Origin of the sequence: Nostoc sp. MS1, from assembly GCF_019976755.1 — a bacterium.
In the GTDB taxonomy this organism is placed as follows: Bacteria; Cyanobacteriota; Cyanobacteriia; order Cyanobacteriales; family Nostocaceae; genus Trichormus.
The window spans coordinates 294,989-310,878 of record NZ_AP023441.1 but is presented as its reverse complement, the minus strand read 5'-3'; the positions used below and the strand labels follow the sequence as shown (position 1 = coordinate 310,878).

Below are 15,890 nucleotides of genomic sequence, written 5' to 3'. Positions count from 1 at the left end.
AGATTTTTATTACCAAGATTATAATTATGATTCAGTCGCAACTTGCAACAGCGATCGCCAATAATAACGAGCAATCATTACAAAGGCTGATTCGCGCCATCAATCTATCTAAAGGAGAGTTTTCTCTAATTCTAGTTCGTTGCAATTATCAGCAATTACGCGAACAAATGCGATATATCCTGCGAGATGTAGCTAAGGATATTAATATTCGAGAGTTATATCTTCAAGCTTCGATTACTGCTTTACACACTACAATCACATCGCAACTACATTTAGATAACCCAGCAGTTGCTACAGACTCTCTACCATCAGCCGTCATGGTTTTTGGTTTAGAGTCTGTGATTGCACTAGAAGATTTATTAACCGGAATTAATCAATCAAGAGATATTTATGCCGCTAGTTTTCCCTTTCCTTTAATCTTATGGCTACAAGATGAAGTGGCATCACTGCTGTCTCGGTTGGCTCCAGATTTTAAAAGCTGGGCAGCAACTACGATTAAATTTGAGATGCCTCAAGAAGACTTAATTGACTTAATCACCCAACAAACAGAATCTTTATTTGCCAAGGTTTTAGAAGTAGGTGCGGAAAAATTTATCTCTAACGATGCCCTTGATTTAGCACCAAAATCGCAACATCGCCACGAAATCGAATCAGCCCGTAATGATTTACACCGTTCTTATAATATCCAACTAGAACCGGGATTAGAGGCAAGTTTAGAGTTTGTTCTAGGCAGAGATAAATATGCTAATGATCAAATCAATAGCGCCCTAGCTCATTATCAAAGAAGCCTAGCTTTACGGCAGCAAGAAGATAAGAAAGAAAGTTATGAAAGCAAATATCTAAAATTAAATGAACACCAAAGACTGTGGCAAGCCATCATCCTATTTCATTTAGGACTATGTTATCGCCGCATGGCTGATTTACATCAGAGTGCTAATCATAGTTATTGGCAACATGCACTCTTATGGTTTCGTCAGTGTTTGGATGTATTAGAGGAGAGAGATAGACAAGATTTAGTTGCTAAATTTATCTCACCAGCTTGTGAAATGTTGTACCGCTTGCAAGATTGGGAAGAGTTAAAGAAGTTAGCTCAAAAGTCTTTATATCTACATAAAAGTTATGGTCATCAAGTCCAAATCGCTCAAGACTATGGCTTTTTAGCAGCAGTGGCAGGTGCAAATTCTGATTGGATACTAGCCCATGAATTAGCTAATACCGCATTGTCAGTAACAGAACAAGGAACAGAATCTCGGCAGAATGAAAGCTGGTATCTTTTGCTGCTGGCTCGTTCCCAGAGACAGTTAGGAAAGTGGGAAGAAGCTATCAATAACTTAGAATGGGCAAGGGTAGTATGTGAGCTACAGTATGATCCCTTTTTATATTTAGAAATTTTAGAAGAATTGCGATCGCTCTACTTCATTGAGAAACAAGAATATTTAGAAGCTTTTAAGCTCAAGCAAGAAAAAATTCAAATTGAACATCAGTATGGCTTACGTGCTTTTATTGGTGCAAGTCAACTACAACCACAACGTTACAAAATCAACTCAGTCTTAGAACCCCAAAACATCCCCTTCATCCCAGAGGAAGTTGCTCATGAAATAGCTGCATCAGGAAGACAGCAAGATGTCAACCGTTTAATTGAAAGGCTCACCCGTGCTGATTATAAACTAACAGTAGTACATGGGCATTCAGGCGTTGGAAAAAGTTCACTACTCAAAGCTGGCTTATTACCGACTGTAAAAAACCAACTCATCGGTGAGCGAGTAGCATTACCTATTGTGATATCTGCTTACACTGATTGGATCACAACTTTTGGACGTAGTTTTTACAATGCGTTAGCGCCGTTAGATATATCAAGTTCTCTAGAATTAACACCAACTATTCTTTTAGATAAACTGCGCTCTGCTACTACACGCAACCACTCCATAATTATCATTTTTGACCAATTTGAAGAGTTCTTCTTTGTCAGTAGCTTTCAGCAAAAACTAGATTTTTATCAGTTTTTTAGTGAGTGTTTAAATATTCCTTACGTTAAAATCATTATTTCTATCCGCGAAGACTATCTCCATTATCTACTAGATTTTGAACGTTGGGATAAGACTCAACCTGACAATTTTCATGATTTAGATGTTATTAACCGAAATATTTTAGATAAAGATATTCGCTACTATTTAGGTAAGTTTTCTAGTGATGATGCTATCGGCATTATTCGCTATTTTACCAAAACATCTCAATATGAAGTTAAGGATGACTTAATTCAAGAGTTGGTGCAGGATCTAGCCGGAGAAAATGGAGAAGTTAATCCTATTGAGTTACAAATAGTAGGCGCACAGCTACAAGCAGAAAATATTACAACGCTAGAAAAATATAAACTTTGTGGGGGAACAAAAAAACTCATAGAACGCTGGTTAGAGGAGGTTATTAGAGATTGCGGTCAACAAAATGAGGAATTAAGTTGGAAATTATTGTATGAATTAACTGATGAAAAAGGTACACGCCCTCTCAAAACTAAGTCTGATTTGATTCTAGCTTTAGAAAAAGATATTGATATTCAGCCAGACTTTGAATCATGCTGGGAATTAATTTTAGAAATTTTAGTCGGTTCCGGTTTAGTGTTGTGTTGGCGAGAAGAATTAGGCGATCGCTACCAGCTAGTACATGACTATTTAGTCCAACCAATTCGCAAAAAAAATGACCGTGGCATTATTGCCGAATTGGAAAAAGTCAAATCGGAAAAAAACCAAGCAGAAGTAGCGCAAAAATTATCGCAAGAACATCTCAACGCTGTGTTGCAGCGTAGATTAAGAGAAGCACGGGCAGCAGGTATTATGCTGGCGGTTATGGGTGGGACGATCGCCTCTTTATGGTGGCAAGCTGATATGCAGAAAAAAGCCGCCGAGCTACAAACCGCCCGTGCTGAAACTAGCGAAACCAATTTGCAAATTAGCGCGATCGCTGCATCCAGTGAAGCTCTATTTTCTTCTAACAAAGAATTTGATGCCTTATTAGAAAGTTTAAGGGCTTGGCAAAAACTCAAACAAGCCAAAGAAGTCAATCCAGAAACTCACATGCGCGTAGTGACAGCTTTGCAGCAGGCAGTTTATGGAGTCACTGAGTTAAATCGTTTGGAGGGACACACCGATATTGTTTGGGGTGTGGCTTTCAGCCCTGATGGGCAACTGTTAGTATCAGGTAGCACTGACAAAACGCTCAAAATATGGCGTTCTGACGGGACGTTACTTCAAACTCTAGAAGGACATACTAGTGCAGTTACTAGCGTTGCTTTTAGTCCTGATGGCCAGACCATAGCGTCAGCTAGTCTCGACCAAACAGTGCTACTTTGGCAGAAAAATCCAACTACGGGCAAATACGAACCAGCAGCCCAACAGCCGATAAAACATCAGGATTTTGTTTATAGCGTCAACTTCAGCCCTGATGGAAAATTAATCGCTACTGCCAGCAAAGATAAAACCATCAAAATCTGGCATCGAGATGGTAGCTTAGTCAAAACCATCAAAGGGCATCAAGATGCTGTAAATTGGGTCACTTTCAGCCCAGATAATCAATTTCTGGCATCAGGTAGCGAGGATCAGACCGTGAAAATTTGGCGGATAGATGGCAGATTAGTGAAAACTCTATCTGGGCATCGACAGGGTGTAACATCTGTCACCTTTAGTCCTGATGGTAAATTACTCGCATCAGGCGATCGCGCCAACACAATTCAACTGTGGCAATGGGACGGCACTAATAAAAATAGTCCAGAAGTCAATCTTTACAGAACTTTACAACAACATACCAGTACAATTTGGAGCCTCAGTTTCAGTTCTGACAGCAAACAGTTAGCCTCTGCCAGTGATGACAACACTATCAACCTTTGGAGTCAGACTGGCGAATTAATCAAGACCTTTAAGGGACATGGTGATGCTGTTGTTAGCGTGGCTTTTAGTCCTGATAATAAAATGCTGGCTTCAGGAAGCTATGACAAAAGTGTAAAACTGTGGAGTTTGGCCGCACCTACACTACCAGTTCTCCAAGGACATAAGGATCGCGTTCTCAGCATTGCTTGGAGTCCTGATGGGCAGATATTGGCTTCGGGAAGCCGCGATCGCACCATTAGGCTATGGCGACGAGAATTAGGTAAAGGCAAGCTTGATGCTCATATCTACAAAGTTTTAGAGGATCATACTGCTATGGTTCACAGTGTGAGTATTGATCCCAAAGGCGAAATCTTAGCGTCTGCCAGTGAAGATAAAACCATCAAACTTTGGCGACTTGATGGGACTCTCCTCAAAACTCTCCCTGGTCATAATGATGCTGTCACCAGTGTTAACTTCAGCCCAGATGGAAGTTTAATCGCCTCAGCTAGTAGAGATAGCACAATTAAACTGTGGAATCGTGATGGTAGTCTGCTCAAAACCTTAAAAGGGCATGAAGCACGAGTAAATAGCGTCAGTTTTAGCCCCGATGGAGAAATTTTAGCTTCTGCCAGTAACGACAAAACAATCAAACTGTGGCGACGAGATGGCAGTTTAATTAAAACTCTCGCTCCCCATGATAGCTGGGTATTAGGTGTCAGCTTTAGCCCCACTGAACAATTGTTAGCTTCTGCGGGTTGGGACAACACAGTTAGGTTATGGCGACGAGACGGAACTTTGATCCAAACCCTTTTAAAAGGACTCAGCGACAGTGTTAATGCCGTAGCTTTTAGTCCTAATGGTGAAATCCTCGCTACTGCTAATTGGGACAGCACAGTCAAATTATGGAGCCGTGAGGGCAAATTGATTAAAACCCTCAACGGTCATAGTGCGCCTGTGTTAAGCGTCAGTTTTAGCCCAGATGGGCAAACATTAGCATCAGCTAGTGATGACGGCACAATTATTTTATGGAATTTACATCTTGATGACCTACTAACTCGTGGTTGTGGCTGGGTCAATAACTATCTCAAACACAATAACAATGTAGACGAGCGCGATCGCTCACTTTGTGATGATATCAAGGATGATCTGTAAAATTTATTGGGCTAGTGCTGTTAGTTGTTTATTATGACTGTACTAACTTCAAGAGCGATCGCCACGTAATAAATCATGACTGCCATCCTTTTGGTTGTTTTCTTCCATCTCTGCTGCTAACAAATTTCTTAAAAAAGCTTGCAACCTCATACGTTCAATGTAAGGCCAACCTCCTTCTGCTTCAATGTCTTTTAGCAAAGCGTAGAGTTGCTGACGATTATTAGGCAAACTCTCTTGAAATGTTCCATCACGAATTTCTCTGTGTAATAGCTCCAACTGACGCAGCAATTGTAAAAGAGCCGTAGTATTTCCTTGGCAACCTCTAGCAACATCCTGCACTACATTTGTAATCTTATGTAACTGTTCCGATAATTGCCCTGATTCTGTAGTACCGTTGTTGCTCATGCAATCCTCTTTGTGTAGATAAAGTTTACTTAAATTTACCGAATATAGCTGTCTTTTCTGCCTCAATACAACTTTACAGGCATACTCAAGAGATTTTTACCCTGCTCTCTAGCTTAAAAGTTCTGAGTACTTTTAGCGGAAGCGGGGCGTTCAGCCCGTGCTGAGAAATTCTTAATTTTGAATTTTGCGGAAAGTTGCGGTGCGGGGGTTCCCCCCGTTGAGCAAACTTTCCAAGACGAATTTTGAATTTTGAATTGATTTGCCTCCTGCTTTCTAATACTAAAGTGACGCAGTAACGTTTCTCACAGACTCAAAAGAAGCCTGACGGGATCAACGGTAGCTACTCAAGACTAGAGTGCTTTGATTTTGAGTTAAAAAAAATCGTATGATCTGGCTGATTTCCCTAATAAAGCGATCGGCTGTATTTCGTGGTAACACATACATAATACAGAACGACTTGGGCGAACCTGCTGATGCTTGTGGCATTAGCACAGCGCGAAGTCAAAACAAATCTTCGCGTTAATTGAGGTAAGTAGTGATGCCACTTTGGCGCAAAATGTACTTATCCCTATGCCTAAACCCTTTATATATCGATTTTTGACATTGAGGTTGATCATGAGGTATCGCGCTTTAATTGTTGCATTCTTGGCTGTGTGCTTGGGGCTACTGACTGCTTGTAGTGATGCTCCAGCTGCTAGTGGCAAAGATATACTGACTTACGAACAAATTCGTGGCACTGGCTTGGCTAACAAATGTCCTCAACTGACAGAAACAAGCCGTGGCTCAATTCCCTTGGATTCTAGCCAGTCTTACGTCATCAAAGAACTTTGCTTAGAACCAACTAACTTCTTCGTCAAAGAAGAACCTGCTAATAAACGTCAATCAGCAGAATTTGTCGCTGGTAAATTGTTAACCAGATACACATCCACCATTGACCAAGTAGCAGGTGATCTTAAGTTCAATGATGATAACAGCTTGACTTTTGTAGAAACTGATGGTCTTGACTTCCAAGCCATTACTGTGCAATTACCTGGTGGCGAACGAGTACCTTTCCTCTTCACTATCAAGAACTTAGTTGCTCAGACACAACCCAATTTAACCAGTCTCAACACTTCTACAGACTTTGAAGGTACATTCAAAGTACCTTCTTATCGTGGTGCTGCATTCTTAGATCCTAAAGGTCGTGGTGTTACTAGCGGCTACGATAATGCTGTTGCTCTTCCTGCTCAAGCTGATAATGAAGACCTCACCCGTACTAACATTAAGCGTGCAGAAATTCTCAAAGGCAAAATTTCTCTCCAAGTAGCTAAAGTTGATAGTGCTAGTGGAGAAATTGCTGGTACTTTTGAGAGCGAACAGCCTTCTGATACAGATTTAGGTGCTGATGAACCTAAAGAAGTGAAGATTCGGGGAATATTCTACGCTCGTGTTGAACCCAGCCGTGCTTAAATTCTCTTGATTCACGTAGAACCAATTTTTGTCCATATACTCAAGTTCCTTGTGAAAGGTTAACCCATATTCCCTTAATTTTGTAGGCATGTATGGGTTAGCTATTCGCTTAATTAAGCAATTTTCAAGTTGATAGAATCTAGCCAATACAAGGACTGAGAGACAATATAGTTCCATATCTGGTAAAAAGCAGACAATAGAGAGGGGCTTCTAGCCCTTTTTTTATGCCTATGCAAACTAACAAAGAATTAGGTTTTTAACCTGCAAAGGCAGTTTCTAAGACTCATTTGGCGTTAAGTTAAGTAAGTCGGTGGGAAAAAACAAAACTAAGTTAAGAAAGGTAAATAAAGCTATAACCCTCTTCCCTCCTGCCTTCTGCCTCCTGCCTCCTGCCTTGCCATAGCGATAATTTTTAACACTGAGCTACTTAACTAAATATTTTTCTAATATCAAAGAATAAGTTACTGAGGGTGAGGGTTATGACACTCACCTTAAAAGCTATTTATAACAATATATAAACTTTTCTGCTGATTTTTCAGTAGTGATGCGTTTTTGACATGTCACTCCGACTACATTTGATATTTCTCAAAAATTTTCATACATATCATTATTTACTTTTTTTCACTTGTAAGTTTTAAAGTTTAGATGAATTTACCATGATTTTACTAGTATCTTTACTGAGAACTTAGAGTTCCTATAGTCAAGAATATCTGAGAAATTCAGCCTAAAGACTTCTCTACAAAGTTAAGTACAATCTCGGTTTTAAATTTAACTAAAAATTTTATATTTTGTCTGTATGTCGCTCTAAAAAAGCGACACAAAATACCAAAAACCCATAACAAATACAAAACCTTTTTTTGCTCAGTGAAACTCTGCTTAGTTGCTAGATACTTGGCATTTTGATTATACAAACCGTGAGTTGATCAAAGTTCTCACAGTAGATATGCAATTTTTCTTAATACCCAGTGACCTCCAAAGATGGAGAGTAACTCTTAGCAAGTTCATTTAAGAGCGTTTAACCAAATAATTATTTCCCTAATAATGCAATGCTATGCCTACAGCAGCTACCAACGAACTAAAGTACGAAATTTGGCAGTTGTTACGAGAATATCAGCAATCTCGCTCAGAAAATATTCGTAATCAACTGGTACAACTTAATTTTGGATTGGTGAGGAAAGAAGCTCACTACTGGATGAATCAATGCCGAGAAAGCTACGATGATTTAGTTCAAGTTGGTTGTTTAGGTTTAATTAGAGCTATTGAAAGATTTGAAATTTCTAAAGGTCACGCTTTTAGCTCTTTTGCTATTCCCTATATTCGCGGCGAGATTCAACACTACCTACGTGATAAGGGTGTAACAGTGAGGATTCCTCGGCGTTACTTAGCGATACAACAACGAGCTATAGGTGTTTCCCGTTCCTTACGAGAACAGTATAACCGCCAACCAACCGACACAGAATTAGCAACAGCATTGGAAATTTCGCCGGATGAATGGCAGGAAATAAAATTAGCCTGGGTAAATCGCGCTCCCTTGAGTTTAGATGTACCTGTGCAGGATGGTGAAGAGGGTGCTACTAGTTTGGGAGACTTGGTTCCTGACAGCCACTATCGTAGCTTTCAGTTGGCACAAGAAGACCAAATCCGTTTACAACAAGCATTGTTCCAGCTAGAACAACGCACTCGTGAAGTTTTAGAGTGTGTATTCTTGCAAGACTTGACGCAAAAACAAGTAGCCGAACACTTGGGAATTAGTGTAGTCACAGTTTCTAGAAGAGTCAAAAAAGGACTGGACTTGTTAAAGAATCTCATGTGTGCAGTGGATGATTAACTTGCTGTTAAGTCATCAGCATTTATTCGGAAATATTAGTGCCAAAAACAACTCTTGAAATTTGAAAAATTAGGTTATAAAGGAAACGACAACAATGCCTGAATTACAAACAGGCATTTTTGATTTTTGTAAATCGCAGTTTCCTATAGCTTGAGAGAACGGCTAATGGGCAGAAAATATAAAATTTTACTTGCAGCTATTGTTACAGTGGCGATCGCCGGATGTTCTTCGGAGGATACACAACAAGCTGCTACTCCAACCCCTACCCCCCCAGCTGCTGCGCCTGTAGCGAAAGCGCCAGCCAAGGCTCAATCTTTCAGTAATCCGGTAGTATCAGCTAAAGTGCCTGAAAAAGTTGCCTCTACGACTCCTAATTTAATTCAACTGACTAATAGCAATGAGCGGGTAAATATCGTTACCAAAGGACGAGTTGACCCCTTTGCTGGCATTATGGGACAGCCAGTTGCCGAAATGCCAACAAATGTACCCTCCAAAGTAGTTCCTTCTTTACCTCCTTTACCTGCTGCTGTTAAGCCACAAAAGGTAAATCCGAACACTAACACAACTGCAACTACCAGTAAGAAATTAGTTGCTGTAAAACCGCGTCCTACTTTGATGCCAGTTTTACCTAAAGTTCTACCTCAAATCGTGCCTAATCCCACTTTAGTCTCGGTATTACCCCCACCAGCACAACCTGATTTGGCTAGAGCAGTGATGGTGACAGGTGTAGTTATTGTTGGTAGAGAACCCCAAGCTATTATCAAAATACCTAACGAAGTTGCCAGTCGTTATGTGCAAGCAGGACAAAGATTAGCAAATGGTTTGCTAGTAAAACGAATTGAAATGAATGCAGGTTCCAATCCGATTGTAATTCTGGAACAATATGGTATTGAAGTTGCCAGAACCGTAGGTGAAGCACCTGTCGGAGCAGCACCAGGGAATACAAACCCTGCTGGTACTCCGGCTTCAGTGGGAACACCTACAACTTAATCTTCCTGCTGTTGGAGCCTCGTAAAGATGGAGACTAAAGAAAAAATTGAATTTGCTGGTTTACCGTTGGCGGTGTATCGAGAGATAGCCGCTCATCTGCGTCAAGTCGAAGGCGTAGAGGTGAGTCTAATTCCTCAATCATCCTCACAGTTTGATTACTATCAAAGCCAAATTGAGAGTATATCTCTGTGTTGGACAGAAAAAGCTAACTCCGAAAGTCGGCAACGTGTAGAGCAAATTTTGTCATTTTATAAAAATCGTTATGGTGTTGGTTGATTTGGCTGGATAAGTCATATCTACAACACCAGATTTTTCACTTTTTATGACGTTTCAGTTAAGGTTGATGATCCTTGTGGGAAATGCTAGATGGCTTGAATCCATTCTTTTACAGAATATTCAGTCCAGATACCATTTTGCCAGTAGGGATCATTTTCAATTAACTGACGTACAGTTTCTTCTGTTTCGGCTTCGTAAATACCAAAGACTTTGGTGACATCTTTAGTAGGGCCGATGGTGATGAGTACACCTGATTCTTTTTGTTTTGCTAGTCCATCTAAATGCGCTTGACGGTAAGGGGTGCGCTTTTCGAGAACGTCGTCACAATAAGTTCCCCACACAATATATTTAGGCATAGTAATACCAATTCAAAATTCGTCTTGGAAAGTTTGCTCAACGGGGGGAACCCCCGCACCGCAACTTTCCGCAAAATTAATAATAAAGAAGTGATGAGTGAAATATCAACTCATCACTTCTTTTTGGTTAACTTCTCAAATTCACGCCGAATTTTTCTACTAAGGCTTCACGCACTTTGTTGTGTACTGGTTCGACTTCGTTATCTGTGAGGGTGCGATCGCTTGCTCGATATACTAGTCTAAATGCCAAACTCCGTTGTCCTTGGGGGACGTTTTCGCCGCGATATTCATCGAATAGTTCTACGGACTCTAGTAGGCCTTTACCAGCTTTGTTAATGGCTTTCTCGATTTCTGAGACGGAGACTTTGACAGGTGCAAAGAAAGCGATATCGCGATCGCTGGCGGGGTAGGTAGAGTAAGGTTTGAATGCGGGTACAATAATTTCATCTTTGTCCAAGGCATCTAACAACACATCCAAATCCAACTGGAACACGTAGACTGATTCGGGTAAACCTTTGTCGCGGCGTAGTTGGGGATGGAGTTGACCAAAGACACCTAATCTGTTACCACCAATCCATAATGAGGCGGTGCGTCCTGGATGCAGGCGATGATCACGACAATCGGGTTGATATTCTACTAAAATACCTAATTGCTGAAAGACGCTTTCTAAGATACCTTTGGCTTCAAACAAATTTAGGGGTTGTTCCCGACCACCTTTTGACCATTTGCCAACGGTAGTATCGCCTCCTATAATACCTGCGATCGCATCTTTTTCTTGCAAGCCGTCTTCTTCTTGCCAGAAAATCCGCCCAATTTCAAAACCATTGAGGGAACCGTTACCTTGTTCGAGGTTGTATTGAAAAGCATCAATTAACCCAGAAAGTAAATCGGTACGCAAGGCTGAATATTCGGCAAATAGGGGGTTGCTTAAAACTATCTGTCTATCTTCCCCTGGCTTAACTAGGGAGTAGTGGATCAATTCTGTCAAACCTTCCGCCCGTAGGGAAGCCCGTAATTTCCGCACTAATTCCTGGTCTACGGGTAAATAACCAGCTTCCGCCTTGTCTGGGAGGGTATCACAGAAATTGTCGTAACCGTAGAGACGGGCAATTTCTTCGATTAAATCAATTTCCCGTTCCAAGTCGCGGTAACGGTAGGGTGGGACGGTAACATTCCAAGTACCTTCTCCGGCTGGTGTTAGCTGACATCCCAAAGCTGTGAGGATGCGTTCTACATCTGCTGCTTCTACTTCGCCAGTCTCACCAAAATTAACGGGGCCTAGTACCTCATTCACGCGGTCTAAACGCAATATAATTGAATGGCTCCAAGTTGAGCGATCGGGTCGGGTATCAGAGATTTCCCGATGGACAATTACGCCACCAGCCAATTCACTAATTAGGGATAAGGCGCGATGGTTAGCTGTCTCCAACTCTGCACGGTTCACGCCGCGTTCATATCTGCCAGAGGCTTCACTACGTAACCCTACGCTACGAGAAGAACGGCGAATGGCGACAGAATCAAATAATGCGGCTTCTAAAACTAGGCTTTGCGTACCGTCGTGAACTTCGGTTTCTTCACCACCCATAACTCCGGCTAAAGCTACAGGTTTATCGTTAGCTGTAATTAATAAGTTTTGTGTTGTTAGGTTGCGAGTTTGTCCATCTAGGGTTTTCAGTGTTTCCCCTTGATTGGCAAAACGCACACCGATAGTTAAATTATCGGCATTAGCAACGGACTTTAATCGCTCTTGGTCGAATGCGTGTAACGGTTGTCCCCATTCCAACAATACATAGTTAGTAATATCAACTACATTACTAATGGGTCTTACCCCAGCCGAGCGTAAACGCTGCTGCAACCATTCAGGGGAAGGGGCTATTTTTATCTGTTCAATTACTGTACCAATATAAGCAGGACAGGCTTGAGTATCGGCAATTTTTAAACCTAACTTCCCGGTGGTGCTGGATAAAGATACTTCCCCAGGTTCAGGAATACTTAATTTTCCACCTGTTAAAGCTGCCACTTCTCGCGCTATACCTACCATACTGAGGGCATCTGCACGGTTAGCAGTGGCGGTGACATCTAAAATTACATCATCCAAACCTAACAAGGGGCGAACATCGCTACCCAAGGTGAGGTTTTCTTGAGGGAAAATATGGATGCCATCTACATCGGTGGGTAAACCGAGTTCTTTTAAGGAACAAATCATGCCCTGAGAAGGAACACCACGCAGTTTTGCGGGTTTAATTTTTAAATCAATGTTAGGTAAATAAGCGCCGACGGTGGCGACGGGGACATAAATATCTGCGCGGACATTAGCAGCGCCGCAGACAATATTTAATGTCTCGGCTGCACCGACATCTACTTGACAAACACTTAACTTATCAGCGTTGGGGTGGGGTTGACGTTCAAGCACTCTCCCCACAACAACGCCATCTGCCCAAGTGCGGCGGTCTTCAATATCTTCAACTTCAAACCCAGCCATTGTTAGGGTTTGGGCTAGTTCTTCTGGGCTAAGTTTTATTTCTACTAGTTCCCGCAGCCAGTTTAAAGAAATACGCATTTGAGTGTGCTTGTTTGAGGAATCGTCTTTTGCTCTAATTTTAGGTCGCCTAACTGTAAATGAATCACTATGCTAGGCACACCTGAACAATCCTACTACGTCCTACTGGCAGAACCAAAAATATGTTTATGTCAGAGTTTTACGCCTGTCCGGCATTTAATATTTGGGCTGCGGTTAAATCAAGCATGGGAAAGATTGTGGAGATGATAGCGTCTGTTCCTTGAAATACCGTTTCTTCGTACAGTCCATCTACCAGAGTTAGTAAAGTAATTTTGGCTTTATCAGGGTCAACAATCCAGTATTCAGGAATACCTCGTGCAGCATATTCAGAGCGTTTGTAGCGATAGTCTCTATCTTCATTTACCTTTCCTGGGGAAACTACCTCTACTACAAGTGCTGGGGAAGGCATATCAGAAGTTATTGTAGCTCGTCCGAGTGCGAGCGCTTCTAATAAGTCCTGTGTCAGTATCATCAAGTCTGGTAGCCGTACACGAGTTCTATTCCCTGTAACTACCAGTTCTGTATCTTTATGGCGGATAAGTTGAATAGGAACAAACTTGAGAAACTGGGTCAATAAATAGAGAGAGATTAAGTTATTCCTATCAGTTTCGGGTGGCATTTCTACCAACTCTCCATCCACAAGTTCGTAGCGAATATCTGTACCATCATCATAGGCTAGATATTCTTTTAATGTGAGTCTGTTGACTGTTATGGTCATAAACTCTGTTTCTTAATGTCTACTGTCAACATAATTTTATCAAGAAAGGCAGAGGGCTATATTCCCTTCTCTACATTCTCTACGTTCGCGGAGCGTGTCGGAGACAGACGTTTACGCGAACGCGGAGCGTCTCGTAGGAAGAGGCTGCGCCATCTGCCCTTCTATCTCACTCAATTTCTTCTTACAGGTGTAGTTATGTAGGTTGTATCGCTGTTTGTGGTTTCTTGAGGTGTTAACAATTCCCGAATTAGCCGGACGGTGGCTTTCTGTAGTAGTTGATTAGCTACTTGTTGTCCTAAACGTTGCACGCCTGGGTTAAATAGCAATTGAGCAATTTGGGGTGCAAGTTTAGCTGGGTCAAAGCCACGGGTTTCTCGCAGAATGTTTAGGATATTTTGGATGTGTTGTAGGGTTTGTTGTTGTTCTACTGTCGCGGCTGGAGTTTCGTTAATGGCTGTAATACCTACTTGTTCTCTTAATAAGTAGGTGAAGTTATGCAGCACATTTTTACCTAAAGCATTGACACCTGTTAAAAACTCATCTACTAATTTGTCGCGGATAAAAGCACCGCGTTCAGATGAGAGAAAATCAACGCCTTGATTGAGTGCTAAACTGAGGTCATAATCTTGGCTTTTCCGTGCATTACGTAATAGATTTTCTAAACGATTCCACCTGAATTTACCATCTTTGAAAAGTAAATCTTTTAATGATGTTCTTAATTCTGGTGCTGGATCAGTTAATAAGCGTTTAGATACGTAAGGATATGCTTCACTTAACACTTTAAAGTTGGGATCTATATAGATAGCAATCCCTTCTAAGGTGACGAGAGAGCGAATAATTAAAGCGTAATAGGGAGGGACGCGGAAAGGATATTCATACATCAATTCTGATAGGTCATCAGTGATGCTTTTAATATTAAATTCTGCGACACTTGCACCTTGAGCGTTGGCGAAAACTTTAGCAAAGGCAGGAATAATTGGGGTTAAATCTGTTTCTGGGGATAGGAAATCTAGTTTTACGTAGTCTTGGGCTAACCCTTCAAAGTCGCGGTTAACTACGTGAACGATCGCCTCAATTAAACCATAACGTTGGAGCGGTTTCACCTCGCTCATCATGCCAAAGTCGAGGTAAGCTAATTTTCCATCTGTTGTGGCTAACAAGTTTCCTGGGTGTGGATCTGCATGGAAAAATCCATGTTCTAAAAGTTGCCGCAGGGAACACTGCACACCCACTTCAATCAGATAACGCGCATCTATGCCTTGAGCGCTAATCTCTGCTGCCTGGGTAAGTTTTGTGCCGTTAATCCACTCCATCGTTAAGACACGACGGTTAGTATATTCCCAGTATATTTTCGGCACATATATGTCTTTGATGTGACCATATAGTTGGAAGAAACGCTCGGCATTTTGACCTTCATGGATGTAATCCATTTCTTCAAAAATGCGATCGCCTAATTCATCCAATATCCCAACTAAGTCACTCCTTACCCGTTTGACTTTCTTCTGTACCCAAGCAGCCAGTCCACGCAATATATATAAGTCAATCGTAATGCGTTCTCTCAGGTCAGGACGCTGCACCTTCACAGCTACTTCCTCACCTGTCTTGAGTTTACCTTTATAAACCTGCCCCAAAGATGCCGCCGCGATGGGTTGGGGTGAAAGTTCTGTGTAAATCTCTTGAGGAGGCTGTCCTAATTCTTCTTGAATGAATTGGTAAGCAATTTCGTTAGGAAAAGGCGGTAATTGGTCTTGTAGCCTGGTAAATTCTTCTAAATATACCGGGGGAACCAAATCTGGTCTTGTGGATAAAGCTTGCCCAATTTTGATATAAGCTGGCCCAAGCCTAGTTAATAACTCTCTTAACTGAATAGCCCGCCGGCGGTCATTTTTGACGACTACTCCCCGCTTATTGTCCCACCACAACCCCAAGACGAAGGCGAGAGTAGGCTGCAAAACCGCAAAAATCCTATTAATAACTTGCAGTGGTCGTTGGCGATAATGCTCTGCTACCGCCACAGGATCATAAACTATTGTCTCAGATTCGGTATTTGTATTTATAAATACCTGGGGTCTGTCAGTTGTAACGGTTTCTGGTGAGCGGACAACCAAGGCTTGAGTATCCTTTAGCTGTAGTTCGCCCTCAATCGGTCGGGAATTTGGGGGAATTGTCTTCACAGTCATGAATAAAGCCACCGGTCGGATTGAACTTGTTAAGTATTGTAACAATAGATATTTAATAATTCGTAATTTGGGGCTAAGTGCTGGGTATTAAAGAGCAGGGGGGCAGGGGAAAATAAATA

Annotated in this window: 11 protein-coding genes; 6 read left to right on the top strand and 5 right to left on the bottom strand. The window is 41.6% G+C overall.

Annotated features, from left to right (window positions below):
- Positions 1-26 precede the first annotated feature (26 nt).
- Positions 27-5,009: a hypothetical protein gene (locus tag NSMS1_RS01315; RefSeq protein ID WP_224090296.1), complete on the top strand. Its 4,983-nt coding sequence runs from the start codon at positions 27-29 to the stop codon at positions 5,007-5,009.
- A 48-nt stretch (positions 5,010-5,057) separates the two neighbouring features.
- On the opposite strand, the gene NSMS1_RS01310 is transcribed toward NSMS1_RS01315, so the two are convergent.
- Entirely contained in the window at positions 5,058-5,414 is a 357-nt protein-coding gene (locus NSMS1_RS01310) for a hypothetical protein (protein ID WP_224090294.1), read from the bottom strand.
- A 385-nt stretch (positions 5,415-5,799) separates the two neighbouring features.
- Here NSMS1_RS01310 and NSMS1_RS01305 point away from each other — a divergent pair, with 385 nt between their 5' ends.
- The 5 genes from NSMS1_RS01305 to NSMS1_RS01285 all read left to right on the top strand — a co-directional run bounded on the left by NSMS1_RS01305 (position 5,800) and on the right by NSMS1_RS01285 (position 9,957).
- Positions 5,800-5,937, top strand: coding sequence for a hypothetical protein (locus NSMS1_RS01305; protein WP_224090292.1), 138 nt, complete (start codon positions 5,800-5,802; stop codon positions 5,935-5,937).
- Positions 5,938-6,029: 92 nt separating this feature from the next.
- Positions 6,030-6,863, top strand: coding sequence for a photosystem II manganese-stabilizing polypeptide (locus NSMS1_RS01300; RefSeq protein ID WP_224090291.1), 834 nt, complete (start codon positions 6,030-6,032; stop codon positions 6,861-6,863).
- 1,051 nt (positions 6,864-7,914) lie between these two features.
- Positions 7,915-8,691, top strand: coding sequence for an RNA polymerase sigma factor SigF (locus NSMS1_RS01295; protein WP_224090290.1), 777 nt, complete (start codon positions 7,915-7,917; stop codon positions 8,689-8,691).
- A gap of 165 nt (positions 8,692-8,856) precedes the next feature.
- Positions 8,857-9,681, top strand: coding sequence for a hypothetical protein (locus NSMS1_RS01290; protein ID WP_224090289.1), 825 nt, complete (start codon positions 8,857-8,859; stop codon positions 9,679-9,681).
- Positions 9,682-9,708: 27 nt separating this feature from the next.
- On the top strand, positions 9,709-9,957 hold the full coding sequence (locus NSMS1_RS01285) for a hypothetical protein (protein ID WP_224090288.1): 249 nt from the start codon (positions 9,709-9,711) through the stop codon (positions 9,955-9,957).
- Positions 9,958-10,043: 86 nt separating this feature from the next.
- Here the strand turns inward: NSMS1_RS01285 and NSMS1_RS01280 are convergent, their stop codons facing one another.
- From NSMS1_RS01280 to NSMS1_RS01265, 4 genes are all read right to left on the bottom strand, one after another.
- On the bottom strand, positions 10,044-10,313 hold the full coding sequence (locus NSMS1_RS01280; protein ID WP_224090287.1) for a YciI family protein: 270 nt from the start codon (positions 10,311-10,313) through the stop codon (positions 10,044-10,046).
- 127 nt (positions 10,314-10,440) lie between these two features.
- The gene (pheT, locus tag NSMS1_RS01275; protein WP_224090286.1) at positions 10,441-12,873 is read right to left on the bottom strand and encodes a phenylalanine--tRNA ligase subunit beta; all 2,433 of its coding nucleotides are present in this window, start codon (positions 12,871-12,873) and stop codon (positions 10,441-10,443) included.
- 139 nt (positions 12,874-13,012) lie between these two features.
- Entirely contained in the window at positions 13,013-13,591 is a 579-nt protein-coding gene (locus NSMS1_RS01270) for a Uma2 family endonuclease (protein ID WP_224090285.1), read from the bottom strand.
- 170 nt (positions 13,592-13,761) lie between these two features.
- On the bottom strand, positions 13,762-15,771 hold the full coding sequence (locus NSMS1_RS01265; RefSeq protein ID WP_224090284.1) for an ABC1 kinase family protein: 2,010 nt from the start codon (positions 15,769-15,771) through the stop codon (positions 13,762-13,764).
- Positions 15,772-15,890: the final 119 nt, after the last annotated feature.

Excerpts from the sequence above, each read along its gene's own strand:
- NSMS1_RS01300 (WP_224090291.1), top strand. The coding sequence starts at position 6,030 with ATGAGGTATCGCGCTTTAATTGTTGCATTCTTGGCTGTGTGCTTGGGG.
- NSMS1_RS01295 (WP_224090290.1), top strand. The coding sequence starts at position 7,915 with ATGCCTACAGCAGCTACCAACGAACTAAAGTACGAAATTTGGCAGTTG.
- NSMS1_RS01315 (WP_224090296.1), top strand. The coding sequence starts at position 27 with ATGATTCAGTCGCAACTTGCAACAGCGATCGCCAATAATAACGAGCAA.
- NSMS1_RS01305 (WP_224090292.1), top strand. The coding sequence starts at position 5,800 with ATGATCTGGCTGATTTCCCTAATAAAGCGATCGGCTGTATTTCGTGGT.
- NSMS1_RS01285 (WP_224090288.1), top strand. The coding sequence starts at position 9,709 with ATGGAGACTAAAGAAAAAATTGAATTTGCTGGTTTACCGTTGGCGGTG.
- NSMS1_RS01290 (WP_224090289.1), top strand. The coding sequence starts at position 8,857 with ATGGGCAGAAAATATAAAATTTTACTTGCAGCTATTGTTACAGTGGCG.
- NSMS1_RS01310 (WP_224090294.1), bottom strand. The coding sequence starts at position 5,414 with ATGAGCAACAACGGTACTACAGAATCAGGGCAATTATCGGAACAGTTA.
- pheT (WP_224090286.1), bottom strand. The coding sequence starts at position 12,873 with ATGCGTATTTCTTTAAACTGGCTGCGGGAACTAGTAGAAATAAAACTT.
- NSMS1_RS01280 (WP_224090287.1), bottom strand. The coding sequence starts at position 10,313 with ATGCCTAAATATATTGTGTGGGGAACTTATTGTGACGACGTTCTCGAA.
- NSMS1_RS01265 (WP_224090284.1), bottom strand. The coding sequence starts at position 15,771 with ATGACTGTGAAGACAATTCCCCCAAATTCCCGACCGATTGAGGGCGAA.
- NSMS1_RS01270 (WP_224090285.1), bottom strand. The coding sequence starts at position 13,591 with ATGACCATAACAGTCAACAGACTCACATTAAAAGAATATCTAGCCTAT.